General features: G+C 69.6%; 20 protein-coding genes. 13 read left to right on the forward strand and 7 right to left on the reverse strand.

Annotation, left to right across the window (positions count from 1 at the left end):
• On the forward strand, nt 1-468 hold a 468-nt coding region (locus ACLBX9_RS04325), incomplete at its 5' end, for a calcium-binding protein (protein ID WP_447718026.1).
• Between the two features lie 515 nt (nt 469-983).
• Here ACLBX9_RS04325 and ACLBX9_RS04330 read toward each other — a convergent pair.
• A complete protein-coding gene (locus ACLBX9_RS04330) occupies nt 984-1,880 on the reverse strand; it encodes a DUF4399 domain-containing protein (RefSeq protein ID WP_447718027.1) in 897 nt (298 codons plus the stop codon).
• A 255-nt stretch (nt 1,881-2,135) separates the two neighbouring features.
• Here ACLBX9_RS04330 and ACLBX9_RS04335 point away from each other — a divergent pair, with 255 nt between their 5' ends.
• On the forward strand, nt 2,136-3,923 hold the full coding sequence (locus ACLBX9_RS04335; RefSeq protein WP_447718028.1) for an SUMF1/EgtB/PvdO family nonheme iron enzyme: 1,788 nt from the start codon (nt 2,136-2,138) through the stop codon (nt 3,921-3,923).
• 63 nt (nt 3,924-3,986) lie between these two features.
• Here the strand turns inward: ACLBX9_RS04335 and ACLBX9_RS04340 are convergent, their stop codons facing one another.
• Nucleotides 3,987-4,670, reverse strand: a complete 684-nt coding sequence (locus ACLBX9_RS04340; RefSeq protein WP_447718029.1) for a Crp/Fnr family transcriptional regulator — start codon at nt 4,668-4,670, stop codon at nt 3,987-3,989.
• 187 nt (nt 4,671-4,857) lie between these two features.
• Here ACLBX9_RS04340 and ACLBX9_RS04345 point away from each other — a divergent pair, with 187 nt between their 5' ends.
• The 3 genes from ACLBX9_RS04345 to ACLBX9_RS04355 are packed head-to-tail and all read left to right on the forward strand — an operon-like array spanning nt 4,858 to nt 8,693.
• Nucleotides 4,858-7,164, forward strand: coding sequence for a HAMP domain-containing sensor histidine kinase (locus tag ACLBX9_RS04345; protein WP_447718030.1), 2,307 nt, complete (start codon nt 4,858-4,860; stop codon nt 7,162-7,164).
• Complete coding sequence (locus tag ACLBX9_RS04350; RefSeq protein ID WP_010687284.1) at nt 7,161-7,529, forward strand: response regulator; 369 nt, start codon at nt 7,161-7,163, stop codon at nt 7,527-7,529. Before ACLBX9_RS04345 ends, ACLBX9_RS04350 begins: the two co-directional genes overlap by 4 nt.
• A gap of 15 nt (nt 7,530-7,544) precedes the next feature.
• A complete protein-coding gene (locus ACLBX9_RS04355; protein ID WP_010687285.1) occupies nt 7,545-8,693 on the forward strand; it encodes an adenylate/guanylate cyclase domain-containing protein in 1,149 nt (382 codons plus the stop codon).
• Nucleotides 8,694-8,901: 208 nt separating this feature from the next.
• On the opposite strand, the gene ACLBX9_RS04360 is transcribed toward ACLBX9_RS04355, so the two are convergent.
• Nucleotides 8,902-9,228, reverse strand: a complete 327-nt coding sequence (locus ACLBX9_RS04360; protein WP_447718031.1) for a hypothetical protein — start codon at nt 9,226-9,228, stop codon at nt 8,902-8,904.
• Nucleotides 9,229-9,751: 523 nt separating this feature from the next.
• Here ACLBX9_RS04360 and ACLBX9_RS04365 point away from each other — a divergent pair.
• Entirely contained in the window at nt 9,752-10,882 is a 1,131-nt protein-coding gene (locus ACLBX9_RS04365; protein WP_447718032.1) for an epoxide hydrolase family protein, read from the forward strand.
• Between the two features lie 132 nt (nt 10,883-11,014).
• The gene (locus tag ACLBX9_RS04370; protein WP_447718033.1) at nt 11,015-12,175 is read left to right on the forward strand and encodes an L-dopachrome tautomerase-related protein; all 1,161 of its coding nucleotides are present in this window, start codon (nt 11,015-11,017) and stop codon (nt 12,173-12,175) included.
• 532 nt (nt 12,176-12,707) lie between these two features.
• Here the strand turns inward: ACLBX9_RS04370 and ACLBX9_RS04375 are convergent.
• Nucleotides 12,708-12,959 carry a hypothetical protein gene (locus ACLBX9_RS04375; RefSeq protein ID WP_447718034.1) on the reverse strand — a complete coding sequence of 84 codons (252 nt, stop codon included), beginning with the start codon at nt 12,957-12,959 and terminating at the stop codon, nt 12,708-12,710.
• A 237-nt stretch (nt 12,960-13,196) separates the two neighbouring features.
• Between ACLBX9_RS04375 and ACLBX9_RS04380 the strand changes: the two genes are divergently transcribed.
• The 5 genes from ACLBX9_RS04380 to ACLBX9_RS04400 all read left to right on the forward strand — a co-directional run bounded on the left by ACLBX9_RS04380 (nt 13,197) and on the right by ACLBX9_RS04400 (nt 20,795).
• Nucleotides 13,197-13,751 carry a hypothetical protein gene (locus ACLBX9_RS04380; RefSeq protein ID WP_447718053.1) on the forward strand — a complete coding sequence of 185 codons (555 nt, stop codon included), beginning with the start codon at nt 13,197-13,199 and terminating at the stop codon, nt 13,749-13,751.
• 119 nt (nt 13,752-13,870) lie between these two features.
• The gene (arsC, locus tag ACLBX9_RS04385; protein WP_447718035.1) at nt 13,871-14,311 is read left to right on the forward strand and encodes an arsenate reductase (glutaredoxin); all 441 of its coding nucleotides are present in this window, start codon (nt 13,871-13,873) and stop codon (nt 14,309-14,311) included.
• 73 nt (nt 14,312-14,384) lie between these two features.
• Nucleotides 14,385-15,569, forward strand: coding sequence for an MFS transporter (locus ACLBX9_RS04390; RefSeq protein WP_447718036.1), 1,185 nt, complete (start codon nt 14,385-14,387; stop codon nt 15,567-15,569).
• 86 nt (nt 15,570-15,655) lie between these two features.
• Nucleotides 15,656-18,277 (forward strand): aminopeptidase N, encoded by a 2,622-nt coding sequence (pepN, locus tag ACLBX9_RS04395; protein ID WP_447718037.1) that lies wholly within the window; start codon nt 15,656-15,658, stop codon nt 18,275-18,277.
• A gap of 178 nt (nt 18,278-18,455) precedes the next feature.
• Nucleotides 18,456-20,795 carry an ATP-binding protein gene (locus ACLBX9_RS04400; RefSeq protein ID WP_447718038.1) on the forward strand — a complete coding sequence of 780 codons (2,340 nt, stop codon included), beginning with the start codon at nt 18,456-18,458 and terminating at the stop codon, nt 20,793-20,795.
• Between the two features lie 103 nt (nt 20,796-20,898).
• Here the strand turns inward: ACLBX9_RS04400 and ACLBX9_RS04405 are convergent, their stop codons facing one another.
• A complete protein-coding gene (locus ACLBX9_RS04405; protein WP_447718039.1) occupies nt 20,899-21,153 on the reverse strand; it encodes a hypothetical protein in 255 nt (84 codons plus the stop codon).
• Nucleotides 21,154-21,263: 110 nt separating this feature from the next.
• Here ACLBX9_RS04405 and ACLBX9_RS04410 point away from each other — a divergent pair, with 110 nt between their 5' ends.
• Nucleotides 21,264-21,548 (forward strand): hypothetical protein, encoded by a 285-nt coding sequence (locus ACLBX9_RS04410; RefSeq protein WP_447718040.1) that lies wholly within the window; start codon nt 21,264-21,266, stop codon nt 21,546-21,548.
• Between the two features lie 290 nt (nt 21,549-21,838).
• On the opposite strand, the gene ACLBX9_RS04415 is transcribed toward ACLBX9_RS04410, so the two are convergent.
• Nucleotides 21,839-22,978: a GNAT family N-acetyltransferase gene (locus tag ACLBX9_RS04415; protein ID WP_010687296.1), complete on the reverse strand. Its 1,140-nt coding sequence runs from the start codon at nt 22,976-22,978 to the stop codon at nt 21,839-21,841.
• Nucleotides 22,975-24,315 (reverse strand): lipopolysaccharide biosynthesis protein, encoded by a 1,341-nt coding sequence (locus ACLBX9_RS04420; protein WP_447718041.1) that lies wholly within the window; start codon nt 24,313-24,315, stop codon nt 22,975-22,977. Before ACLBX9_RS04420 ends, ACLBX9_RS04415 begins: the two co-directional genes overlap by 4 nt.
• Nucleotides 24,316-24,360: the final 45 nt, after the last annotated feature.

Genomic DNA, 24,360 nt, shown 5'->3' on the forward strand with positions numbered 1-24,360 from the left:
GACACCATCAGCGGCGGGTCGGGCAACGACCACCTCTCCGGTGGGGCGGGCAACGACACCGTCTACGGTGGCAAGGGCAACGACACCATCCACGGCGGATCGGGGAACGACCACCTCTCCGGTGGGGCGGGCAACGACACCGTCTACGGTGGCAAGGGCAACGACACCATCCACGGCGGGTCGGGCAACGACCACCTCTCCGGCGGCAAGGGTGACGACGCCATCTTCGGCGGAAAAGGCAACGACACCATCCACGGTGGGTCGGGCAACGACCACCTCTCCGGCGGCAAGGGTGACGACGCCATCTTCGGCGGAAAAGGCAACGACACCATCCACGGCGGGTCGGGTAACGACCACCTGTTCGGGGGCAGCGGACCTGCAGATCATGGCCATGGGCAGATGGCGGCTCACCACGACATGGGTGGACACGTCGATGCTCACGTTGCCGACATGGGCATGTTCCACTGACCCCGTGATCGACCAGACCTTACGGCCATAAGTCCAAGACAGCGCGCCCCGCCAATTTCCATTGGCGGGGCGCGCCTTCGTCTGGCGGTCGCGCGACAATCTGGCTGGGAAGAGTTGGTTCCTGGCAGTTCGCGAGGCGAAAAGTGAGCTTCCGGTCAGTTCGCGACGCTCGCTCCCATCTGATTCTCGGCTGTGTGATCTTCTTCACAGCTGGTCGCCACGCACGCGGCGATACTCGCCATCAGAGCACGAAGCGATGGGAGGACATCATGCGGCGGTCGACCGAATTACGCATCAAATGTCAGATTTGGTCTGACATAGATCTTCTTCTCGCACAGCGAGCGGCCCTCGATAGTCTACGCAAGCGCGGAGAAACTCTCACGATAGCCGTGGCTAAACACGCGGCTGGCTGCGCGATCCGGTGAGGTGCTGCGGTCCGCGGGTCTCTCCGCGAATTGCCGATCGGAAAGGCGGTCGTCGTCCGCGGAGGTTCAAGTGGTTCGGCATGGGATCATCTACCGCCTGCGGTGGCGTCGCGGTTGCGGCTTGCGTCCCGTCCGCGTCACGGTCACCCGAATCACGTTGGACATGACGGGCGGCTTGTGCGGCATGTGGTCCGCGTCGGCGAGAACCAACTGCAGACTGTGCGTGCCGAGTGGCAGCGTGACCAGCGCCTCCGTCTGTCCGAGGCCGAAATGGAGGTGCTCGAAGTCATTTGGGATGCGCTCGTCGAGCGCGTGGAGGGAGCTGTCGATCAGCAGATGGTGGTGACCCGTATTGGCCTTGTCGAAGCCCGCCGGCGCTACACCCATCCCGGTCAGGCCGAAGCGGATGAGCGTCTTGCGTCCGACGACGTCGCCGTTGCGCGGCTGAACGAAGTAGACCCGCGCTCCCGGCGGTGATGGGCGCTGCTGGACGGCTCCTCCCCCCGGGGCGGCGGCGGGCTCGGCGCCCGGGGGAACGACCCGGACCTTGATGGCCTCTGACGCCACTGGGGGATTGTGCGGGATGTGGTCCTTGTCGGCGAGCAGCAGTTGGAGCGTGTGCTCGCCTGGCGTCAGCTCGATCTCAGCCTCAGTCTGTCCGGCGCCGAAATGCATGTGATTGAAGTCGTTTGGGATCGGTCGATCCGCGGCCGGCATCGGCGTGTCGATCAGGAGATGATGGTGTCCAGAGTTGGGGCGGTCCAAGCCTGCCGGTGCCACACCCATGTTCCGCAGGCCGAAATGGATCGTCGCCTTGGGCGGTAGCGTGCTGCCGTTCTTGACATCCACGAAATATACCGCCGCCCCCGACGGTGACGGCGTCGGGCCACTTTTGCGCTCCTGCGCCGCTGCGGCGGATGCGGTCAGCAGCAGAACGAGAGCCGCACAAGGCAGGCCGCCCGTAATGAGTTTCGCCGCATCAATCACGATGCCTCCTGCGCAACGCACTGATCAGAGCTCGCATCTTAAGGGAGCGCGACGTCTCTTCGATTCGAGCGGGACGACCCCCGATCCATACTACCTCGCTGCTGGAATGGCAATTGAAACCTATTGATATCTTGATTGAGGCGACATAATCCCACGGATGAGTGGACCTTCGGGTTCAACGATCATTGCGCTTCGGCCAATTCTACATACACTGCAGTTCTCGCTCGTCCGCCGGTCGCGTGCAGGTCATCATTCATGCCAGGACGGATCTATGTTCGAAGGCCTCTAGAGCTGACGCTCCGGGCAGGGTTACGCGACCGCATCGGCGGATGCGGCGTGCTGATCTTTCTGGCATTCCTCGCACTGAGCGTAATGCTTCTTACGGTAGGATCCGGAGAGGCTCAGAACCCGATCGGGGCCGGACGGCGCTTCGCCCTCCTCATCGCAAACAGCCGCTATCCCGATGCGCAGGGATCGTTGCCGACGATCGTGAAGGACGGGCGCCTGATCGCGGAGGAGTTGCGTCGAAGCGATTTTGATGTCGATTTGCGCGAGAACCTGAGGCGGGAGGATGTCCAGGCGACCTTGGACGCGTTCTACTCCAAGTTGAACGCCGGCGCGGCCGCTTTCATCTACTTTGGCGGATACGGTATTCAGGTCGAGCGCCAGAGCTTTCTGATCCCCGTAAACGCGCAGATCTGGTCCGAGACAGAAGTTCGTCGTGATGGCATCAGCCTCGATGCGATCTTGAGCGAGTTGAACCGGCGCGGCGTGCGCGTGAAGATCGCGGTCGTCGACGCGGCTCGGCAGAATCCATTCGAACGCCGCTTCCGAGCCTCGTCTGCGGGGTTGGCGCCGGTCGACGCTCCGGAAGGGAGCTTGATCCTGTTCTCGGCCCCGCCCGGAAAGGTGGTCCGCGAGGAGGACAGTGACGTCAGCTTGTTCGTGAGTGAGCTCGGGAAGGAGCTGCGCGCTCCGAACCTCACCGCGGAAGAGGCGTTCACGCACACCCGGATCGGGGTGTCGCGCGCCTCGAAGGGGGATCGCGTCCCGTGGATCTCCTCGTCCTTGATCGAGGAGTTTCGTTTCGCCGTCGCGGCGACAAACGCCGCGCCGGCGCCCGTGCCGGACCGGACCAGCAGGGCCGAGCCTCCGCGGGCCGCGCGTCGTCCGCCGCCCGAACCAGTCTCGCCGCCGGCGGCGCCATCCCCGACACCGTCCCCGGCGGTCCTCCCGCAGACCGCAGCGGCCGTGCCGGTTCCGAGCCCACCGGCCGCTCCGGCCCCGCCGCGGTCCCAGTCGCCGATCCAGGAAGGCAATCAGACGGCGGGACAGACCTTGCGAGACTGTGACACCTGCCCCGAACTCGTCATCCTGCGGGCAGGCACCTTCGAGATGGGCGCCGGCGCGCAGCCGTTCGACCGGCCTGTCCACCGGGTGACGGTCCCGCGCCCGTTCGCAATCGCGCGCCGGGAGACGACCATCAACGAGTGGCGCAGCTGCGTCGAGGCAGGGGCCTGCAAGTACCGGCCGAATACTGCGGACGACCAAGCCGGCACGCAACCGATCACGAACGTGAGCTGGTTCGACGCGCAGGAATATGTCGCCTGGCTCAGCGCGCTGACGCGGCGGACCTACCGCCTGCCGAGCGAGGCGGAATGGGAATACGCCGCGCACGGCGGGACGAGCACCGCCTTCGCCTGGGGGAGCCAGGTCGGCGAGAGCAAGGCCAATTGCCGCGATTGCAGCCGGACAGCCAGCCGGGAACTGGCGGGCGTTGCCAGCTTCGCGCCCAATGGGTTCGGCCTGTTCGACATGGCGGGCAATGCAGCCGAGTGGGTCGAGGATTGCTGGAACGATTCCTACCGCGGCGCCCCGCAAGACGGAACGGCCTGGCTCACCGGGACGTGCAGCCAACGGGTGCTTCGGGGCGGTTCCTTCGACAGTTCGGCCAGCTACGTGAAGCCCTCGGCGCGCTTCCGGTACGATGCCGACGTCCGGTACTATGCCAACGGATTCCGCGTGGTACGCGCTCTGCCGTGACCGGGAGCGACCACTTCCCTCCCCCCTTCGGCCCGGTCCGGCCCGGCCCGGCCCGTCGTCGGGTCACGCGCAGGACGGCTCCTGCGCCATCCGGGTGAGCGCCTCGGCATCGAGGAGGACGACGCAGCCCCGGCGCAGATCGATGTAGCCGGCGCGGCGCCAGACCTGCAATTGGCGGTTCACGCTCTCGCGCGTGCCGCCCACGAACGCGCCGAGCTGCTCCTGCGAGATCTGGATCTCGTTGCCGAAATCCTCGGCCAGCACCGTCAGCCGGCGGGCGAGCCGGGCTCCCAGCGACAGCGTCGCCAGTTCGTTCATCTGACCGGCGATGTAGCGGATTCGGCTGCAGAGCAGGCCGATCAACCGGATGGCCACGTCGGGCTCGCGCCTGAGGTAGGCGAGAAGATCGGAACGTCGCAGGACGAAGACCTCGCTCGCCACGGCGGCCACCGCATCGGCCGTGCGCTCGCGGCCGTCAAGGAGCGCGATCTCACCGAACAGATCGCCGGCTCCGAGGCTGTTCAGCACGATGCGTCGCCCGGCCTCGGTCCCGGTCTCGATTCGAATTTCCCCGCGCCGGATGCCGTAGAGCGTGTCGCCGGGATCGCCGACTTGGAAGAGCACTTCGCCGGCCCGCAGTATCCGCGTCGTCGCCATTTCGGAAAGACAGTCGATCGCCTCCGGGCCGAGGTCCGCGAATAGCGGGTTCACGCGCAGGAGCGGACCGAAACTGGAGCCTTTCGACATCACGGCACCCCGAGACCATGAGAGAATCGGATTCTCACGCGAACGCAGGTGATCGTACAACGGCTTGTTTTCAGTTGCCCAATGTTCCCCGTTCGACCATGCTGTTTATAGAGCATTCAACGGCGATTCACGCCACCTATTGTGGGGACGAGCCGTCCCTGCCAGCCCGGTATTGTGGAGTCTGCCGATGCGGACGGAGGGCGCACTCTCGTCGGCGCCGAGCTTGACTTGGCGAGGCAGCCTATTCCGCAAATACGTCCTGACGCTCGTGAGTCTCGTCGCCCTGGTCCTCACAATCAATGCGGCCGTCGAGACGTGGTTTTTGTACCGGGAAACGGTCGAGCGGGTCGCCCACAGCCAAGCCACCTTCGCGGCCAGCGCGACCGCGACCGTCGAGGACACGCTGGCGGAGATCGAGCGGCAGGTGGGCTGGGTGACCCGGGCGAGCGCACAGAGCCTCGCCCAGCACCGCGAGGACTACGCGGCGCTCCTCGATCAGACGCCGATCGTCCTGACGCTCGCCTTCTTCGATGGCGAGGGCCGCGAGCGTGTCCGAGCCCGCCGGCCGGACAGCACCGATCCCCTGATATCGGCTGATCTCGGGCCGGTCCCAACGCACAAGGGATTTCAGAACCTGCAGGTCGTCGGGGATCAGATCTACGCGAACCTTCTCCTGCCGCATCCGGGCGCGGGGACGGGCGCCACTCTGGCCCGCGTCCGGCTGACCGCCCTTACGGAGAGCCTCCCGTCCTCGACCGCTGGCGTCGGAATCTACGCCGACCTCGTCACGCCGGACGGGGTCAGCATCGCCCGCTCCAACAAGAGCCCACACACGACGGGCGATCGCCTGACCCTGCCGACACCCGGTTCGGTGACCTACGCCTCCGATGCCGCGGGACAGCCGGTCGTGACCACGCAATATCCCCTCGCTGCGCTGCCCGCCTCGCTCATCGTCGCGCAGCCCGTGAGCGAGGCGCTCGCGCCGGTTCGCGACCTGCTCATCCGTCTCGTCTGGCTTCTCGCGTTCGGCCTCGTCGTGGCGATCTGCGCCAGTCTCCTGCTGGCCCGCCGCATGCTGGTGCCGATCCGCGCGCTGCACGCCGGGGCCGAGCACTTCGCGGCCAACCGGTTCGAGCATCGCATCGCGGTGCGCACAGGCGATGAGTTCGAGGCCTTGGCCACGCGCTTCAACGACATGGCCGACGCACTCTCGACGTCGTATGCGCGGCTCGAGAGCGAGATTCAGAGGCAGACCCGGGATCTCGCTCGCTCCGTCAGCGAGCTGCGGGCCCTTGAGGAAACCGGGCGCGCCATCGTCGCCTCACTGCAGATCGATGACGTCGTGCGGGCGATCGCCGCGCGGGCAGCAACCCTGGCGGGTTCGGACGCGAGCGCCGTCTACTTGGTCGAGGCGCCGGGCGAGACATTCCGCCGTGTGGGCGACCATGGTCTTCCGCCCAGCGCGGTCAGCGACATACTCCCGGCCAACGCCCTGGCGAGGGCCGGTGACGCCGCGGCTGAAGTGATCTCGGTCCGCGACCTGACCACGATCAGCGGGCTTCTCACGGGCGTCGCGGAGGGGTTTCAGGCCGCCACGCTCATCAATCTCGCCGACAGCGACGGTCGCCTCGGTTTCCTCCTCATGCTCGCCCGAGACGCCGCCGCGCCCCTGGGCAGTTCCGAGCATGTCCTGCACACTTTCGCGCATCAGGCTGCCCTCGCGATCCGCAACGCGCGTCTCTTCCAAGAAGTCGACGAGAAGGGCCGACAGCTCGCCGCCGCCGACCTCCACAAGACACAGTTCTTCGCCAACATGAGCCACGAGCTCCGCACGCCGCTGAATGCCGTGCTGGGCTATTCGGAGCTTCTGGCCGACGGGCTGTACGGTCCGCTCAGCGAGAAGGCCAGCGAGGCGCTGGAGCGGATTCAGATCAACGGCCGCCACCTGTTGAGCCTGATCAACGACGTTCTCGACTTCACGAAGATCGAGGCCGGCCTGCTCACGCTCGATGTCCAGGATTACGCACTGGGCGCGTTGATCGAATCCGTCACGGTGGCGGCTTCCTCGCTGGCCCAGGCCAAGGGCCTCGCCCTGACGGTCGACGTCCCGCCGGCACTGCCGATCGGACAGGGCGATGAGCGGCGGCTCACACAAGTGCTCATGAATCTCGTGGGCAACGCCATCAAGTTCACGCAGGCTGGCTCCGTGGAGGTGGCTGCCCGCGTCGTCGACGACACCTTCGTCATGACGGTGTCCGATACCGGTCCCGGGATTGCGCCCGCCGATCAGGCACGGATCTTCGACGAATTCCAGCAGGTCGACAGCTCGAGCACGCGCCAGCAGGGTGGCACCGGACTGGGCCTGTCGATCACCCGCCAGCTCGTTCTCCTCCATGGCGGCCGGATCGAAGTGCGGTCGGAGGCGGGTCAGGGTGCGGTGTTCCAAGTGACCCTTCCGATCCGTACACCGGTCGAGAGAAAGAAGGCTTCATGAAGCGAATACTGATCGTCGAGGATACGGAGGATAATCGTCGCATTCTGCGCGACCTCCTCTCGGCCGCGGGCTATGGCATCGTCGAGGCTCCGGATGGGCGGCGAGGGGTCGAAGTGGCGCAGGCCGAGCTGCCCGACCTCATCCTGATGGATATCCAGCTTCCGGTGATGGATGGATACGAGGCCGCGCGGTGCCTGAAGGCGGATCCCGCGACGCGTCACATCCCGGTCGTTGCCGTGACCTCCTACGCGCTCTCGGGCGACGAGGACCGGGCCCTCGCCGCGGGCTGCGACGGCTACGTCGCCAAGCCGTTCAGCCCGCGCAAGGTCCTGAGCCTCGTTCGCCAGATGCTCGTCGACGTCTGAGGCGGAGCGGAGGCCGTGCCGGCGCATATCCTCGTCGTCGACGACAGTCCTGAGAACCTGGAGATCCTGCGCGTCCGCCTGGAGGCTCAGGGCTACGAGGTCGGGCTCGCACCGGACGGCGAGGCCGCCCTGGCACGGGCGGCTGCCAAGCCGCCGGACTTGATCCTTCTCGACGTGATGATGCCGCGTCTCAGCGGATTGGAAGTTCTGCGCCGCCTCAAGACGGATGAGGTGCTGCGCTACGTCCCCGTCGTGCTGCTCACCGCGCGGGTGGAGACGCGTGACGTCGTCGAGGGGCTCGATGCCGGGGCGGATGAGTATCTGACGAAACCCTACGAGCATGCCGCTCTGATGGCGCGGGTGCGCTCGATGCTGCGGCTCAAGGCGCTGACCGACACCGTGCGGGCGCAGGCGCGCGAGCTCGCGGATCAGAAGGCGGCACTTGCCCAGTCAAACCGTGATCTCGAATGCCAGGTCGCCGTCAAGGCCGCCGAGCTCCAGCGGATCGGCCGATTGCGGCGGTTCCTCTCGCCCCAGATCGCCGATCTCGTCGCCGCCGACCGCGACGACCACTCGCTGTTGGAGCCGCACAGGCGCGAGATCACGGTGGTTTTCTGCGACCTGCGCGGCTTCACGGCCTTCACGGATACGGCCGCGCCGGAAGAGGTGGTTGCCGTTCTTCGCGAGTATCACGAGACCGTCGGCCAAGCCGTATTTCACTATGAAGGGACTTTGGAGCACTTCGCCGGCGACGGCATCATGACCTACTTCAACGATCCGTATCCGTGCCCGGACCATACCGAGCGCGCCGTGCGCATGGCTTTCGACCTCCGCGAACGCGTCGGTAGCCTGTCGCGGCGGTGGGAAGCGCGCGGCCATTCGATCGGGTTCGGGCTGGGACTCGCACGAGGCTACGCGACCCTCGGACAGATCGGTTTCGAGGGGCGGTTCGAGTACGGGGCCCTCGGAAGCGTCACCAATCTGGCATCCCGGCTCTGCGACGTGGCCCAGGCGGGACAGATCGTAGTGAGCCGGTCGGTCTTCAGCGCTGTCCAGACGGTCGTTCAAGCGCGCCCGCTCGGCAATCTGCCACTCAAGGGCTTCCTGCGCGAGGTTGCAGCCTTCGAGCTTGTGGCCATGTCGGAGGATCGGACGGGCACCTGACCCGGGCCCGGCAGCGCGGTCAGTCGTTCGTCTGACAACCAAGGACCCGGTGAGCTTCCAGCAGGAAGTCCGGAGCCGTGTGCCCCGATGCCTCGGGCACTCGCGGACGATGCTCGTCGGAGTCGAGCACCGGCATGGCCTCACCGTCCGATGATGATGGTCTTCACCTCACCGGAGACGGGATCGAGGAGAGTGATGGTCTGCTGGCTCATATGCCGTTCCTCCGTCGCTCGCAGAAGGTCTTGTGCGTGCTGCCCGGTGGCAAGCTCAGATGCGTGGCCAGCACCGTGCCGACCATCGGGCATTCGGTGATCAGCGCGACCGGCTGAACGATCACGTCGAGCGCCGTCTCGCGGGTACAGTCGGGACCCTCGACACGTGGAGGACAGGCCAGTGCACCGGCCATGTAGCCCGGCGTCTCAGCGAGCGCCGGCTGGTCGAGCACGCAGATCCAGGCCCAGCCCACCATCAGGATCAGGAGGATGCCGGCGATCTGCCGGACACCGAGAGATAGGTTTCGGACGACGTAAAACATCTGCTTGGCTCTCCATGTTCTGCACATGAGCGCAGATGTCGAGCAGGCGTTCTGTGAACGTCCTCACCGAAGACGGTAACGATCGTTGCGAGCCGGCGAGGCGGGGCCAGACCCGGCATGCCCGGACCTGCCGAGGTCCGGGAGCGCGCCCGGCGACGAGCGTCCGATCAACTCACCGGGGCTGGCCGTCCATTGACCTCGCCCCCGCATGCGCGCCACCCCTTCGCCTTCCATGCGCGGATCCATTGGGTACTTGAATCGACCCCGTACCGGCTGTCGCTCCCTAGGGGGGATCAATTGCCGGCCAGTCGACGATCCGCCGCTGCTTCCGGCGCGGGTCAGGTCGATCGATCCATCCCGCAGCTACAGCCGCGTGGCGCGGAAGGTGGGCGGGTCTGGCACCTGAGTCGTGAAGCGATCGGGTGCCGCAGATCCGCTCGACCCGCGTTGAAGCAGTTCGGCGTCCCGAGCCATGAGGCCGAGCGGCGTCCGTTTCGAGTTCGGGACCAGCGCGGAGGCTTCAATGCGGACATTCACGGTCGCCTGGGACGCGACGAGGCTCGCCCGGGTCAGGGAGCGCGTGCGGGCGCACCGCATGCCGCACCTGCCGGCGGAGGCCGGCTGGCGCTACGGCTGCGATCCGGCCTTCCTCGCCGACCTGTGCGCCCACTGGCTCGACGGCTTCGACGAGGCGAAAGCGGCGGCCGAACTCAACCGCTTCCCGCAGAGGCTGATCCGCATCGAGGATCTCGACCTCCACGTCGTTCACGTCGTCGGCGAGGCGGAAGGCAGGCGGCCGCTGCTGCTGATCCACGGCTGGCCGGGCTCGATCTACGAGTTCTGGTCGGTGATCGAGCCGCTGGCCTTCCCCTCGCGCCACGGCGGGCGATCGGAGGATGCGTTCGATCTGGTGATTCCGGCGCTGCCGGGCTTCGGCTTCTCGGGCAAGCCCGCCGCGCCGATCGGGCCGCGCACGACCGCGCGCCTGTTCGACAATCTGATGCGCGAAGGCTTGGGCTATCCGCGCTACCGGGTGCAGGGCGGCGACTGGGGCTCTGGGGTGGCGGCTTGGCTGGGCCTCGATCATGCGGCCTCGCTGGAGGCGATCCACCTCAACTACCTGCTGGTTCAGCCGGATGCCGAGCCGGAGAGCGCGGCCGAACGGGCTTGGCAAAGGGAAGCCCAGGCCTGTCAGCAGGCCCTCGGGGCCTACGCGCAGCTTCAGGGCACGAGGCCGCTCTCGCTGGGCTACGCCATGGCGGAGGAGCCGGTGGCGCAGCTGGCTTGGCTGGTCGAGCGATTCCACGACTGGGCGGATCTGCGGGAGCAGCCTTTCGCGGAGGTGTTCTCGAAGGACCGGCTCCTGACCAACGCCTTGCTCTACATCCTGACCGACGCCTTCGCGACGTCGACGTGGATCTATGCCGGCGCGCAGCAGGAAGGCGCGCGCCGGATGCCGCCGGGGCGGCGCGTCACGGTGCCGACGGCCTTCGCGGCCTATCCCGATCCGCGCATGCCCGCGCCGCCGCGGGAATGGCTGGAGCGCGGCTATGCGGTCTCGCGCTGGCAGACGATGCCCCGCGGCGGCCACTTCGCCGCCATGGAGGCCCAGGATCTGTTCGTCCGGGACCTTCGGGAATGGGGTCGCGGCTGACGGAGTCATCCCGCCGCATCCCGGACCCCGCCACCTCCTGGCGGGTTGCCCGTGGGATCCCCTCATCGTCGTATTGGAGTGCGCGCTATGATGTTTGCTGTTGGCGTTCGCGTCGGGCTGGCCGCATCGTTGATGTCCGGTGTCGCCGTGTTGGCGGGCCCCGCCGCGGCTCAGGACCCGAAGCCTGCGTCCGGGACACTCACCAAGGTGGCGGGCTTTGCCCATCAGGTCACGGGCGTCACCGTGAGCCGCGACGGGCGCATGTTCGTCAACTTCCCCCGCTGGAGCGAGGACGCCCCCGTCTCCGTAGCCGAGCTGAAGGACGGCAAGCCCGTCCCGTATCCGGACGAGGGATGGAACAGCTGGCGCAACGCTAAGGCGGACGCGGTCGACCCGAAGACCCATTTCGTCTGCGTGCAGAGCGTCGTGGCCGACGGTCAGGACCGTCTCTGGGTGGTCGACGCCGCCGCGCCCGCCATGGCGCACGCGGTCAAGGACGGCCCGAAGCTCGTCGGCATCGACCTGAAGACCAATCAGGTCGTGAAGACGATCCCGTTCGACACCAGTACCGTGCTGCAGGCCTCGTACATCAACGACGTGCGGATCTCGCCTGACGGCAAGACCGCCTACCTGACCGATTCCGGCGCCGAGGGCGCGCTGATCGTGGTGGATCTCGACGGCGGATCCGCCAAACGCGTCCTGTCCGGCCATGCCTCGACCATGCCGGACAAGAGCGTCACCGTGCAGTACGACGGCAAGCCGCTGCGCCGCCCGGACGGCCGCGGCGTCGAATTCTCGGCCGATGGCATCGCCCTCTCGCCCGACGGAAAGACGCTGTACTGGCAGGCCATCAAGGGCAAGACGCTCTACAGCTTGCCGACGGACGCGCTGACGGGTTGGGCCACCGCCGCGTTCGTGCCCGAGATGCTGAGCGACAGGACACTGGAGTCGAAGATCGCTACGGTCGGCGAGAACGGCCCCGCCGATGGCCTGCTGATCGCACGCAAGGACGGCCGGATGTACGTGACCTCGCCGCAGGACAATGCCGTGAAGGTCCGTGACCTGTCCCGCAAGGGGAGTGGCCTCACCACGCTGGTGCAGGACCCGCAACTGCGGTGGCCGGATACGTTCAGCGAGGGGCCGGACGGCACGATCTACGTGACGACGTCGCACATCCAGGACTCGGCCGATTACAAGCCCGGCGCGCCGATCAGCCTTCCCACGGAGCTCTGGGCCATCAAGTCGGGCTCGAGCGAGGTCACGGGCTCCACGGAACCCGGCACGGTACGGTGAGGACGGGCGACAATCCGGCGGCCATTTGCCGACCATAGCCCACGCGCTTGCCGCGGTTGATCGGCGCCCGGCATCCGCGACGGGCCTCTCGCATTCGTGTGCGGGTTCGACGCCGCTCGCACGGTGAGCGAGGCATTCTCCGGCTTGCGCCCGTATCAGAGATTAGATTAGTTCCAATCTGTGATGGCGCATGACGAGCTCACACGTGAATGGCGCGCCCTGACGCCGGGACAGCAGGCGATGCTGCGTCGGCTGGATCGGGAGGGATCGCTCCTGTCCCTCGCGCCCTGGGAGATGCGGACGGTGCGATCGCTGCTGGAGCGGGGCCTCGTCCGGCCCCGGCGGCCAGGGCGTGCGGATGTCGGCCTGTGGTTCCTGAGCGCCAGGGGCCTCCGGATCCTGCAGACCGCGACGGGCACGGAGACATCCGTCGCGCGAACCGCCCCCCTGCGTCATGGGCGACCCGCGCATCCGGCGCCGCGCTGCGAATAGGGAGGCGCAGGCCTCCGTCTGCGTCTCCGGTGGTGGACGTTCAGCCCTTCTTGCCCTGCTTGAAGCTCTGAATGGCGGATTGGCACCCGGGCGACAGCTTCGCCATGTTCTTCTCGAAGCACGCCTGCGTCTCGGGGCCGTCCTCGGGCGGCAGGTCGCCGCAGAAGGTCGTGAAGTCACCCGAACATTGCTGCTGGAGGGCGGCCTTGTCGTCGGCGCTCATGGGTGCCGCCAGCACAGGGCCGGTGACGGTCGCCAGAAGTGCGAGGGAGATTAGAACGCGGGTCGGCATGAGGTGCTCCAAGACAAGGGGTTCGGCCCGAGACCAAAGCCGGATGAGACGAAAACGGTTGCATGCGCTTTCTGCTCGCAGGGTCGTAATCGCCTGTCATGGATCGGTCGTGCGGGGATCGGCGTCTCTGTCGCGCACAGCTCACGCTTGTTCCGGAACGAATAAGCCAAGCTTCGAGTTGAGCGCCGCAGCCCGGAGGCCCTTTTGCGCGCACCGTTTTTCCTTGTGGTCGGGCTGATGCTCGTGGCCGGGCCGTCGCTTGGTCTGGCCCAGACACCCGGCGCAGATGTACCTGCCACCACCCTTGAGGCCGATGAACCCAGGCCGGGGCCGCCGCCGCCCCTGCCCGAACTCTCGGACCCCAACGGCCGCGCCGGTGAGGCGCTGAACGAGCCCGGCGAGCGCTCTGGCATCCCCAGGGCGCTGCGCGGATCGGGATCCAGGGCGGGCGGCCCGGCCAACGATCTCAATCCTGGGGGGCGCGCCGAGGATCCGACGCCGCCCAAGGGCGACCTCGGCCGGGTTATCGCCGGGCAGGAACTGTTCCACGGCAATTACTGCGGCAAGGGTCAGCGCGGTGAGGGCCTGCCGCCGACCGACGCGCTGGACGCCGCGTGCATGCGGCACGACGCGTGTTACGACGCGGCGGGCTACGAGTCCTGTGCCTGCAACGCGACCCTGCGGCGGGAGGCATCGGCGGTGGCTGACGGGCCGGACGCGGCCCTGGAAGTCAGGCGCAGGGCGCTCAGCGTCGTCGAGGCAGCCGCCGCGATGGCGTGCCGCACGCCTTGAGCGGATCACGTCCGGCCGGAGCCCGCGCGTCTGTCACGACGGCGCATTGCCGGAGTCGATCTGCGCGCCGGCACCGGCTATCGTGGTGGACGACGTGAGGCCGGCACACAGGGTCGACCATGCCTGATGGCGCTTTCGACGTGGTGATCTACCACAATCCGGCCTGCGGCACCTCGCGGAACACCCTCGCGATGATCCGCAACGCCGGCATCGAACCGCACGTGATCGAGTACCTGAAGACTCCGCCAGCCCGGGCGCTGCTCAAGCAGCTTCTGGACCGCGCCGGTCTGACGGTGCGCGCGGCGCTGCGCGAGACGGGTACACCCTTCACGGAGCTGGGCCTCGGCGATCCGACCCTGACCGACGACCAGCTTCTCGACGCGATCGACGCGCATCCGATCCTGCTGAACCGCCCCCTCGTGGTGAGCCCACGGGGCGTGCGGCTGTGCCGGCCGTCCGAGGCCGTCCTGGACCTGCTGCCGCCCCAGCAGGGCGCGTTCGTCAAGGAGGATGGCGAGCCGGTGATCGACGCGGAGGGCCGGCGCGTCGCCACGGCGTAGCCCGCCCGCAGGGCTGTCGCGCCGATGCGCCGGCTCGGCAGAGGGCCGACCCGCCGTGAGAGCCGCCGAACCCATGGTCCTTCCATCCCGTCGCTGGCCTGTGATCGCCGCGCTCGGCGTGGTGCAGATCCTGGCCTGGGGCTCGACCTATTACCTCCCGGCCGTCCTGGCCGAGCCGATCGCCCGCGAGACCGGCTGGCCGCTCGCCTGGATCGTGGGCGGCCTGTCCTTCGGGTTGCTGGTCGCCGCCGTCGCGTCGCCGCGGGTCGGGGCCGTGATCCAGCGGCGCGGCGGCCGGCCCGTCCTGGCATTCGCGGCCCTGTTGCTGGCCGTGGGGCTCGTGGTTCTGGCGCTCGCCCCGGTTCTACCGGTGTTCCTGGCCGGCTGGGTCATCCTCGGCGTCGGCATGAGCTGCGGCCTCTATGACCCCGCCTACGCGACCCTGGGCCGGCTCTACGGGGCCGATGCCCGGTCCGCGATCACGCAGCTGACCCTGGTGGGCGGCTTCGCCAGCACGGTGTGCTGGCCGCTCTCCGCCTTTCTCGTCGCGCATGTCGGGTGGCGGGGGACATGCCTCGCCTATGCCGGCCTCCACCTCGCGGTGTCGCTCCCGCTCGTTCTTCGCCTCATTCCGTCGGCGCCGCCCGTGGCGACCTCGGGCGACGGCCGGGCGCGCGCCGCGGAGCCCCTGGCGCCCTGGCAGCGCCGGGCCCTTCTGCTGATGATGGGCGTGCTGGTGCTCGGCGGCGCCACCATGGCGCTGGTGTCGGTCCACCTGCTGACGCTGCTCCAGGCCCGCGGGATCCCCCTCGCGGCCGGGGTGGCCTATGGCGGCCTGATCGGCCCGACCCAGGTGGGCGCACGTCTCGTCGAGATCGCCGGCAGGGGACGGTATCACCCGCTCTGGACCCTGACGGCCGCCTTCGTCCTCGTCGGGCTCGGCCTGCTGCTCCTGGCGGCCCACGTGCCCGATGTCGCCCTCGGCCTGATCCTCTACGGGGCCGGCAACGGCATCTACTCGATCGCCCGGGGCACCGTGCCCCTCGCCCTGTTCGGCCCGGACCAGTATGCCGGGCTGATCGGCCGGCTGGCCCGGCCCGGGCTCGTGGCGCAGGCCCTGGCGCCTCCGATCGGTGCGGTCCTGCTCACCCGCCTGGGCGCGGACGCCCTGTGGGCCATGCTGGCCGCACTCGCCCTGGTGAACCTCGGCCTGATCGGCGGCCTGTGGTGGCAGAAGGGGCGCCGCCCGACCGGCTGAGAGGCGTTAGGGCGGCGCCAAGCGCGTTGCACCGCGCCGCCCGAAGGACCAGAACGGGCCCGACCCGCACCCGGAGAGAGGCCCGCATGCGCACCGAGACGCCGCCGCTGATCCGCCTGGAGGAATACCGGCCGAGCGATTACCTGATCGACCGCGTCGAACTCGACATCCGCCTCGACCCGCATGCCACCCGCATCGACGCGACGCTGGCGCTGCGCCCGAACCCGGCGGGAGTCGCCGGAGCGCCGCTCAACCTCGACGGCGACGATCTGCGGCTGGTCTCGATCGCCCTCGATGGTGCACCGCTGGCCGAGAGCGCCTACACCGTGTCGCCCGCCGGGCTGAGTCTCAGCGCGCCGCCCGGAGGGCCATTCACCCTGCGCCTCGTCACCGAGGTCGATCCCACGGCCAATACCAAGCTGATGGGCCTCTACCGCTCCAGCGGGGTCTACTGCACCCAGTGCGAGGCCGACGGCTTCCGCCGCATCACCTATTTCCTCGACCGGCCCGACGTCATGGCCGTCTACACCACCCGCATCGAGGCGGACCGGGCGGAAGCGCCGGTGCTGCTCGGCAACGGCAATCCGGTCCAGGCCGGGGATGCCGGGTCCGGCCGGCACTTCGCGGTCTGGCACGATCCGCACCCGAAGCCCGCCTACCTCTTCGCCCTGGTCGGCGGCCGGCTCGGCAAGGTCGAGACGGCGTTCACCACGGCCGAGGGACGCCCGGTCACCTGCGCGGTCTACGTGGAGCCCGGCAAGGAGGACCGCGCGGGATACGCCCTCGACGCCGTGATCCGCTCCATGGCCTGGGACGAGACCGCCTTCGGGCGCGCCTACGATCTCGACGTGTTCAACGTCGTGGCGGTGTCCGACTTCAACATGGGCGCCATGGAGAACAAGGGCCTCAACATCTTCAACGACAAGTACGTCCTGGCCAGCCCCGAGACCGCCACCGACGGCGATTACGCCGCCATCGAGGCGATCATCGCCCACGAGTACTTCCACAACTGGTCGGGCAACCGCGTCACCTGCCGGGACTGGTTCCAGCTCTGCCTGAAGGAGGGTCTCACGGTCTTCCGCGACCAGGAATTCTCCTCGGACATGCGCTCCCGGCCGGTGCACCGGATCGCCGAGGTGCGCTCCCTGCGAGCGCGCCAGTTCCCGGAGGATGCCGGGCCGCTGCGCCACCCGGTGCGGCCGCGGGCCTACGCGGAGATCAACAACTTCTACACGGCGACCGTCTACGACAAGGGCGCCGAGATCGTCCGGATGCTGCGCACGCTGATCGGCGCCGAGGCCTTCCGCGCCGGCATGGACCGCTACTTCGCCGACAATGACGGCCGGGCCGCCACGGTGGAGGACTTCCTCTCCGCCTTCTCGGCCGTCACCGGCCGCGATCTCGAGGCCTTCGCCCGCTGGTACGAGCGCCCCGGCACGCCCCGCCTCGCCGTCGCCGGCGCCTACGATCCGCAGGCGTCCCGCTACACGCTCCGGCTGGCCCAGAGCCTCCCCGAGGAAGCCGGGCGGCAGGGGCCGCCCCTGGTGATCCCGGTGGCGCTCGGGCTCGTCGGCGCGGCGGGCCCGCTCACCGGAGCCACCTGCCCGGATCTGCAGGACGGCGTCTACGTGCTGGACCGGCCCGAGGCGGAACTCGTCTTTCGGTCGGTCACCGAGGAGCCCGTCCCTTCGGTCCTCCGGGACTTCTCGGCCCCGGTGCGGCTCGACCTCGCGCTGACCGACGCGCAGCGCGTGCGCCTGCTCGCCCATGACAGCGACCCGTTCAATCGCTGGCAGGCGGCGCAGGACGTGGCCCTGTGGCTGATCCTCGATCCCGATGCCGAGCGGGCCGAGGCCTTCGCGCAGGCCCTCGGCCGGTTCCTCGACGCCGAAGCCCTGGCCGACCCGGCCTTCGCGGCCCTGGTCCTGGCCCTGCCGAGCGAGGGCGAGGCCGCCGACGCCGTGCCGAGCGGCGTCGATCCCGACGCGATCCACGAGGCCCGGCTCGCGCTGCGGGCGCATCTGGGCCGGGTCCTCCGGTCGCGGCTCGAACGGCTCGACGCGGCGCTCGCACCCGTTGCCGGCACGTCCTACAGCCCCGATGCGGCCTCGGCGGGCCGCCGCTCTCTGCGCAACGCAGCCCTCGACCTGATCGCCGCGGGCGATCCCGAGGCCGGGGCTGAGCGGGCCGGCGAGCGCCTGCGCGGCGCCACCAACATGACCGATCGCCTGGCCGCCCTCGGCACCCTCGCGCTGATCCCGGGCGAGGCGCGGGAGACGGCGCTGGCGGATTTCGCCGCGCGCTACGCCGACGAGCCCCTGGTCCTCGACAAGTGGTTCGCCATCCAGGCTCAGATCCCCGAGCCCGGCACCCTGGAGCGAATCACCCGGCTCCAGGCCCATCCGGCCTTCACGATGACCAACCCGAATCGGGTCCGAGCCCTCGTCGGGAGCTTCGCCTTCGGCAACCCGACGCAGTTCGCGCGCCGCGACGGCACGGGATTTCGGCGCGTGGCCGAGACGGTTGCGGCCCTCGATTCGACGAACCCACAGGTTGCCGCACGCCTGCTCACCGCCTTCGGATCCTGGCGCCGCCTGGAAAAATCGCGGGGCGCCAAGGCCGCTGAAATCCTTAATTGGATCAAGGCGATCCCGGGGCTCTCACGGGACACGGCCGACATCCTCGCCCGCACCCTCGGAGACGGCTAAGCACATGAACTTGCACTAGAAATTGATTCTCCGGCCGGCATGCAACACCGGTGGCGCGTCAATCCCGTATGGTAAAAAATCCGTGGACAAACCGCCCTGCGGGGTGGTTGTATTCAATCAGATTCGGGGGGCCGCAGCGCCTCGACCGGATCGAAGTTCCCACGGGTGAGGTTCGGCCATGCCGGAGGCGGGTTCCGCTTCCTTCTCCGCGCGTGCGGACTCGACTCTCGCCATCTCCTGGCCGATGCGGGCCCGCGATCCGCGGCTCGGCCAGGCCGAGCGCTGGCTGCGCTACGCCGTGCCGGGGACCCTGGCGGTGTTCCTGGCCTGTATGGTCGGCCTCGCCGCTCTCCATATCCAGGGGCAGCGAGCCGAGATCCTCGCCGGAGCCCGCGCCGAGGTCGAGGGCTTCGCCCGCCTGGCCGCCCGTGCGGTCACGCCGGCCGGGACCATCGCGTCGGACCTGCGCGCCCTGATGCCGGAGAGCGAGCGGCATCCGGGCCGGCGCCTCATCCTGGTCCGGCCGGACACCCGCATCGTCGCCGCCCACCCGCCGCTGCCGGCCGACCTGACCACGCTGGCCCAGGTCCTCGGCGACAGCGAGCCGCTGTCCGGCCTCGGCGAGCGCGCCGGCGCCATGGCCCTCGAACTGCCGGGCGGCGAGACCGTTCTGGCCGCCATGCACAGCCTGCCCGACGGAGCCGGCCAAGTGGCGGTGCTGCAACCGGTGGAACCGCTGCTGCGCGGCTGGAGCGCCCGCACCCGCGACCAGATCGTCCTGATCGCCGCCGCGGCCATCGTCATCGTCGGCGTCGGCCTCGCCTACGGGCTCCAGACCCGGCAGGCCGCCCGCGCCGATCGGGCCCGCGAGCAGATCTGCGGCCGCCTGGAGACGGCCCTGCGCCGCGGCGCCTGCGGCCTGTGGGACTGGGACATCGCCCGTGGCCGGATCTACTGGTCCGACTCGATGTACAGCCTGCTCGGCTACCAGCGGCAGCACGAGTACCTCGCCTTCGGTGACGTCAACGGCCTCGTTCATCCCGACGACGGGGATCTCTACAGCCTCGCGCGGGGGCTCGCGGCGAACCAGACCTTCATCGATCACGCCTTCCGGATGCGCGGGGCCGATGGCGCCTATGTCTGGCTCCGGGCCCGGGCCGAGGTCGTGGCGGATTCCGCTGAGGGCGGCCGGCACCTCGTCGGCATCGCCTCCGACATCAGCGAGCAGCGGGCCCTCGAAGAGACCAGCGCGGCGGCCGACATGCGCCTGCGCGACGCCGTTGAGGCGATCTCGGAGGCCTTCGTCCTGTGGGATACCGGCAACCGGCTGGTGCTGTGCAATTCGAAGTTCCGCCACCTGCACGCCCTTAGCCCGGAGGATGCGCAAGCCGGCCGGAGCTACGCGGACGTGATGGGCCGCGGGGTGCTGCCGCAGGTCCGGCGCGAATCGCCCGAGGCCGGAATGGCGTTGGCCGGCATGACGGCGCGGACGTTCGAGGCCGAACTCGCGGATGGCCGCTGGCTTCAGATCAGCGAACGGCGCACCAAGGACGGCGGTTACGTGTCGGTGGGGACCGATATCACCAGCCTGAAGCGCAACCAGGAGCAGCTCCAGGCTTCGGAGCGCGAGCTGATCGAGACCGTCAAGGACCTCAAGCGCTCCCGTCGCACCCTCGAATTGCAGACGCAGCAGCTCGCCGACCTCGCCGAGCGCTACCTCGACCAGAAGGCTGCGGCCGAGACCGCGAACCAGGCCAAGGCCGAGTTCCTCGCCAACATGAGCCACGAGCTGCGCACGCCGCTCAACGCCATCATCGGTTTCGCCGACGTGATGGAGAACGCCGTCCTCGGCCCGATCGGCACGCCCCGCTACACCGAATACTGCCGCGACATCCGCGAGAGCGGCTCGCATCTCCTCTCCATGATCGACGACATCCTCGACATGGCCCGGCTCGAGGCGCGCCGCGTGCGCCTGAGCCCGCGAGCGATCGACGCCGAGTCCGCCATCGCCGACGCGCTTGCGCCGGTCGTGGAAGAGGCCAACCAGAAGGCGATCACCGTCAGCGTGGACGTCGCGGCCGGGCTTGACCTGCTGGCCGACCCGGGCGCCATGCATCAGATCCTCGTCAACCTCGTCGAGAACGCCGTGAAGTTCACGCCGGCCGGGGGACGCGTCGCGGTGCGGGCGCGCCGCGCCGGGGCGAGCACCCACCTGTTCGTCGAGGATAACGGTATCGGGATCCCGCGCGGCGACGTGGCCCGGCTCGGCCGACCCTTTACCCAGGTCGAGACCCAGATGACGCGCAGCCACAAGGGCTCCGGCCTGGGCCTCGCCATCACGCGCTCGATGGTCGAGCTGCATGGTGGAACCCTGCGCATCCGTTCGGAGCAATCGATCGGCACCATCGTGCTCGTGCGCCTGCCGGCAGCGGACCGGACCGGACCCGAGACCGCCGCCGGGCCTGTTCCGGCCGCGCCGGGGGGCCGCCGGCGCCCGGCGCGCTTGGTCCCGGCGTGACGCGGACCCCCCGGTTCAGCGAGCGCAGCGCAGGCGCCGCTCAGGATTCTGGCGTGGCGCAGGTTTGCATCGCAAGACCGACGGCTCCTCCCGGGAAACCTGCCTAGGAACGCGGTTCGAGACCGCCGAGACGGGCTGCGCGTCCCTGTTCCGCGTGCCAGCGCGCCTCCGCGACGGCCCGGGCCAGGGACCGGATACGCCATCGCCGGTAGAGCGTGACGACCGGGTTGCCGCCGAGTCCCGCCTGATGCCGGTGCAGACGCCGCAGCAGGTCCGGCAACTGCGCCGCGGCCGCGTCGCCGGTGGCGATCGCGATAGCCCGCATCTCGGCCCGCAGGCCCGCTTTCCAGTCTTCCATGGCGCTCGCGCCTCCGCGGCATGACTGCACGCCCCGACAACCGCCGTCCCGATCCGGGGTTTGCACCGGAGACGATCCGCTCCGCGGGTCGGATTGGGAGATTACGACCGATGCGCTCCAGGACAACCGTTCGCTTGACCTGCGCGGCCCTCCTCGGGCTCGCCGCCGCCCCGGCCCTCGCGCAGAGCACCGGCTACGTCACCGGAGTTCCCGGCAAGGACCCCGCCGGCGACGAGGAGATCGGCTGGGGGCCGGCCTACCGTCCGGAGACGAGCTTCTCTCAGCCAGGAACGCCACCCACCCCGGGCGAGATCGCCGGCCGGGCCTATCGGGCCCGCACGGGCCGCGGGGTCTACGATCAGGTCGAGGGTCGCGGCCCGTACCGCGGCCGCTGAGGCGCGCGGTCTGCGCCGAGCTGGATGCCGGTTGGGCGCCAGAGAGCGCGTCACAACAGAGGCTTGAAGCCGTGTTCGCCTGCAACACGCACGAAACGGGACACACCGCCGGAAAGCCTCGGACCGGCTCTCCAATTCACTCCCTCATCCTGAGGCGCCGGAGCGCCGCGGAGGCCTCCTTCGACGCCCGCTTCGCGGTCACCTCAGGATGAGGGCGCTGGGTGGGATCGCCCGATGCCTCTGCCACAGGGTCCTGTCGCGGACCATGCGCAACGCGAGCCGGCCCAGTACTAGCGCCGCAGCACCTGCTTGGCGGCCGCGCGCGCCTGCCTCTCGAAGCGGGCGAGCCCGAGACGGCGCTCCAGGGTGAGCGCATGCCGACCGGGCGGCACGGCGACGATCTCGGCGATCCGCGTCCGGTCCCGATAGAGGCTCTCCAGCGCAGATCCTTCCAGCGTCGCCGAATCGAGCCGGCCGGCGAAGCCGGTCTCGTGGCAGGCCCGCACGATCTCCGCCTCCAGGAGCAGGCCGGGAGCGTGGCTGCGCAGATCCTCGTCGTAGGCGATCTTCAGGAGGCTCGCGGTGCCCCCGGCGACGAGGGCGAGGCTGACGGCGATCGGCCGCCCGTCGAGGGTCAGGGCATCCGCCCGGACGCCCACCGGGCCTACGGGCTCCGCGAACAGGTGATGGGCGAGCACCACGGTCTCCGGCCGGCAGGCCAGGGCTGTCCCGGCCGCGCCCTTCCAGCCGGCGCGCTCCAGATCGAGGAACGCGGCGACGAGGCGGGCGAGATCCGCGCCGCCGGTGGCGCTCACATGGGCGACCGAGCCGGCCTCGGCCAGACGGCGGGCGCGGCGGCGCAGGTCCTTGAACCGCGACCGGTTCGGATGCCCCGCCAGGAAGGCGTCGTGATCGGCGCGGCGGTCCATCACGGGGCGATCGAACGCCGCCACCGTGCCGATCGCCCAACCGCCCGCGCGCATCGTCGCGAGCATCTCGGCGACGGCGCCGTCCTCCGTCGGCAGGAGCGGCCAGCGCCACGGCCGGCCCCCCGAGGCCGCCGCGAGCCCGTCGACGAGGGCGGCGCAGTCGGCGGCGCGGTCCGGCCCGTCGGCGATCAGGGGCGCCGAGGCCGTCATGAACGGGGACAGGACGGGCCGCGCGACCCGACCGCCGAGGCCGGTGAGGTCGTGGGACAGCCTGTAGGGCAGCAGCGCCGTGAGACGGTCGCCGCGCCGGACCGTGACGTACCGGATGGAATCCGGAAGGAGGCCGGAGGCGCGGTGCGCCGCCATCACGTGCCGGGAGAAATGGGGATGCGGCGCAGCGCCGGCGGCGATCAGCGCGTCCCAAGTGTCGGCCGCGGGCGCGTCGCCGACGCGGACGAGTGGCCGGATCTCGTCCCGGCTCCCCAGCGGCATCGCGCTCATCGGGCTGTTCCTGCGGACCAGACGGGCGTCGGCAGCCCGTGGATTCGCCCGGCCACGCGGGCCAGGAGGGCGGCCCGGCCGACCGTCGCGAGTGCGACCGCGACCGCGGCGCCGAGGGTGCCGAAAGCCGGAACCAGCGCCACGCACAGCCCCGCGGCGGCGACGAGGGATCCCGCGGTGATCCCGGCACAGAGCCGCTCACCCCCCAGCATGGTCAGGAGATCCTCGCCGGGGCCGAAGAGGCTCGCCCCGACGCTGCCGGCCACCAGGATGCACAAGATCGGCACGCTTGCCCCGAGGCCGGAGCCGAACATCGCCAGGAGCAGCGGGCTCGCGGCCAGGATGGCGCCCCCGACAGCCACGGTCGCGGCGGCGGTGACCCGGCCCTGGCGCCGGACCAGTTCGGCGAGGAGGAAGCGGTTGGCCTGCGCCTGGGCCGCGCTGTAGCGCTGGAGCGTCGCGGCGCTGACGGCGAAGTGCACGAACACGACGAATTGCTGGATCCGCGTCGCCGCGAAGTAGATCCCGACCTCGGCCGGGCTCACGAGGGCCCCGAGCACGATCACGTCCACGAAGGTGAAGCCGGCATTGGCGAGATCGATCGCGGCGATCGGCAGGCTGGTGCCGAGCCAGGTCCGCCAGCGGTAGCGGTGCGGACCCCGCGGCAGCTCCCGGCGTAGGCGGGCGGCCAGCAGGGCGGCCTGCAGCACCGTCGCCGCCGCCGCCGCCGCCAGCATGCAGGCCATCGCGACCTCGGCGCGCGGCGGCGCCCCGAGCAGCACGGCGCCGAGCATGCAGGCCATCATCAGGGTCTGGCGAAGGAGGTAGGGCGGCGCGATGGCGAGCCCGACCCAGTTCTGGCTGCGGGCCACGCCTTCGAGATAGTCCTGCAGCGCGAAGAGCGGCATCACGCAGATCGCGACCGCGATCGGGGCCCGGTAGGCCGGCGCGAAGAGCTCGGGTTCCAGGGCGAGCAGCGCCGCGCCCAGGCCTGCGACGGCCAGCGCCGCCCCGCCGGTCATCAGCGCGCCGGCCCGGATGTAGCCGCGGGCGAGATCGAAATCGCCCTGCGCTTGGTTGCCCGGCACGAACCGGCAGGCGCCCTGAGACAGGCCGAGTGTCAGGGTATGGCCGAGCATCGCGGTCCAGACCCAGACGGAGGCGAAGATCCCGTAGGCGTCCCAGCCCATCAGCCGCGCGGCCAGCACCTGCGAGCCGTAGGCGAACCCCGCGGAGCCGACGCGGATCGCGAAGACCGTGAGCGCGGCCCGCTGCGGCCCGCCGCGCAGGGCGTTGAGGCGCCTGAGCGCGAGAGCCGGGAGGGCCGTGGCTGACACTACGCGCTCCGCGCCGGACCTGCGGGCGGCGGAGCGCCGACCTCT

The organism is Methylobacterium sp. A49B, from assembly GCF_053346215.1.

What these genes read in the sequence shown, in the direction of transcription:
- ACLBX9_RS04335 (WP_447718028.1), top strand. Translation starts at nt 2,136, where the DNA reads ATGCCAGGACGGATCTATGTTCGAAGGCCTCTAGAGCTGACGCTCCGG.
- ACLBX9_RS04340 (WP_447718029.1), bottom strand. Translation starts at nt 4,670, where the DNA reads ATGTCGAAAGGCTCCAGTTTCGGTCCGCTCCTGCGCGTGAACCCGCTA.
- ACLBX9_RS04345 (WP_447718030.1), top strand. Translation starts at nt 4,858, where the DNA reads ATGCGGACGGAGGGCGCACTCTCGTCGGCGCCGAGCTTGACTTGGCGA.
- ACLBX9_RS04350 (WP_010687284.1), top strand. Translation starts at nt 7,161, where the DNA reads ATGAAGCGAATACTGATCGTCGAGGATACGGAGGATAATCGTCGCATT.
- ACLBX9_RS04360 (WP_447718031.1), bottom strand. Translation starts at nt 9,228, where the DNA reads ATGTTTTACGTCGTCCGAAACCTATCTCTCGGTGTCCGGCAGATCGCC.
- ACLBX9_RS04365 (WP_447718032.1), top strand. Translation starts at nt 9,752, where the DNA reads ATGCGGACATTCACGGTCGCCTGGGACGCGACGAGGCTCGCCCGGGTC.
- ACLBX9_RS04370 (WP_447718033.1), top strand. Translation starts at nt 11,015, where the DNA reads ATGTCCGGTGTCGCCGTGTTGGCGGGCCCCGCCGCGGCTCAGGACCCG.
- ACLBX9_RS04375 (WP_447718034.1), bottom strand. Translation starts at nt 12,959, where the DNA reads ATGCCGACCCGCGTTCTAATCTCCCTCGCACTTCTGGCGACCGTCACC.
- ACLBX9_RS04380 (WP_447718053.1), top strand. Translation starts at nt 13,197, where the DNA reads ATGCTCGTGGCCGGGCCGTCGCTTGGTCTGGCCCAGACACCCGGCGCA.
- arsC (WP_447718035.1), top strand. Translation starts at nt 13,871, where the DNA reads ATGCCTGATGGCGCTTTCGACGTGGTGATCTACCACAATCCGGCCTGC.
- ACLBX9_RS04390 (WP_447718036.1), top strand. Translation starts at nt 14,385, where the DNA reads ATGGTCCTTCCATCCCGTCGCTGGCCTGTGATCGCCGCGCTCGGCGTG.
- pepN (WP_447718037.1), top strand. Translation starts at nt 15,656, where the DNA reads ATGCGCACCGAGACGCCGCCGCTGATCCGCCTGGAGGAATACCGGCCG.
- ACLBX9_RS04400 (WP_447718038.1), top strand. Translation starts at nt 18,456, where the DNA reads ATGCCGGAGGCGGGTTCCGCTTCCTTCTCCGCGCGTGCGGACTCGACT.
- ACLBX9_RS04405 (WP_447718039.1), bottom strand. Translation starts at nt 21,153, where the DNA reads ATGGAAGACTGGAAAGCGGGCCTGCGGGCCGAGATGCGGGCTATCGCG.
- ACLBX9_RS04410 (WP_447718040.1), top strand. Translation starts at nt 21,264, where the DNA reads ATGCGCTCCAGGACAACCGTTCGCTTGACCTGCGCGGCCCTCCTCGGG.
- ACLBX9_RS04415 (WP_010687296.1), bottom strand. Translation starts at nt 22,978, where the DNA reads ATGAGCGCGATGCCGCTGGGGAGCCGGGACGAGATCCGGCCACTCGTC.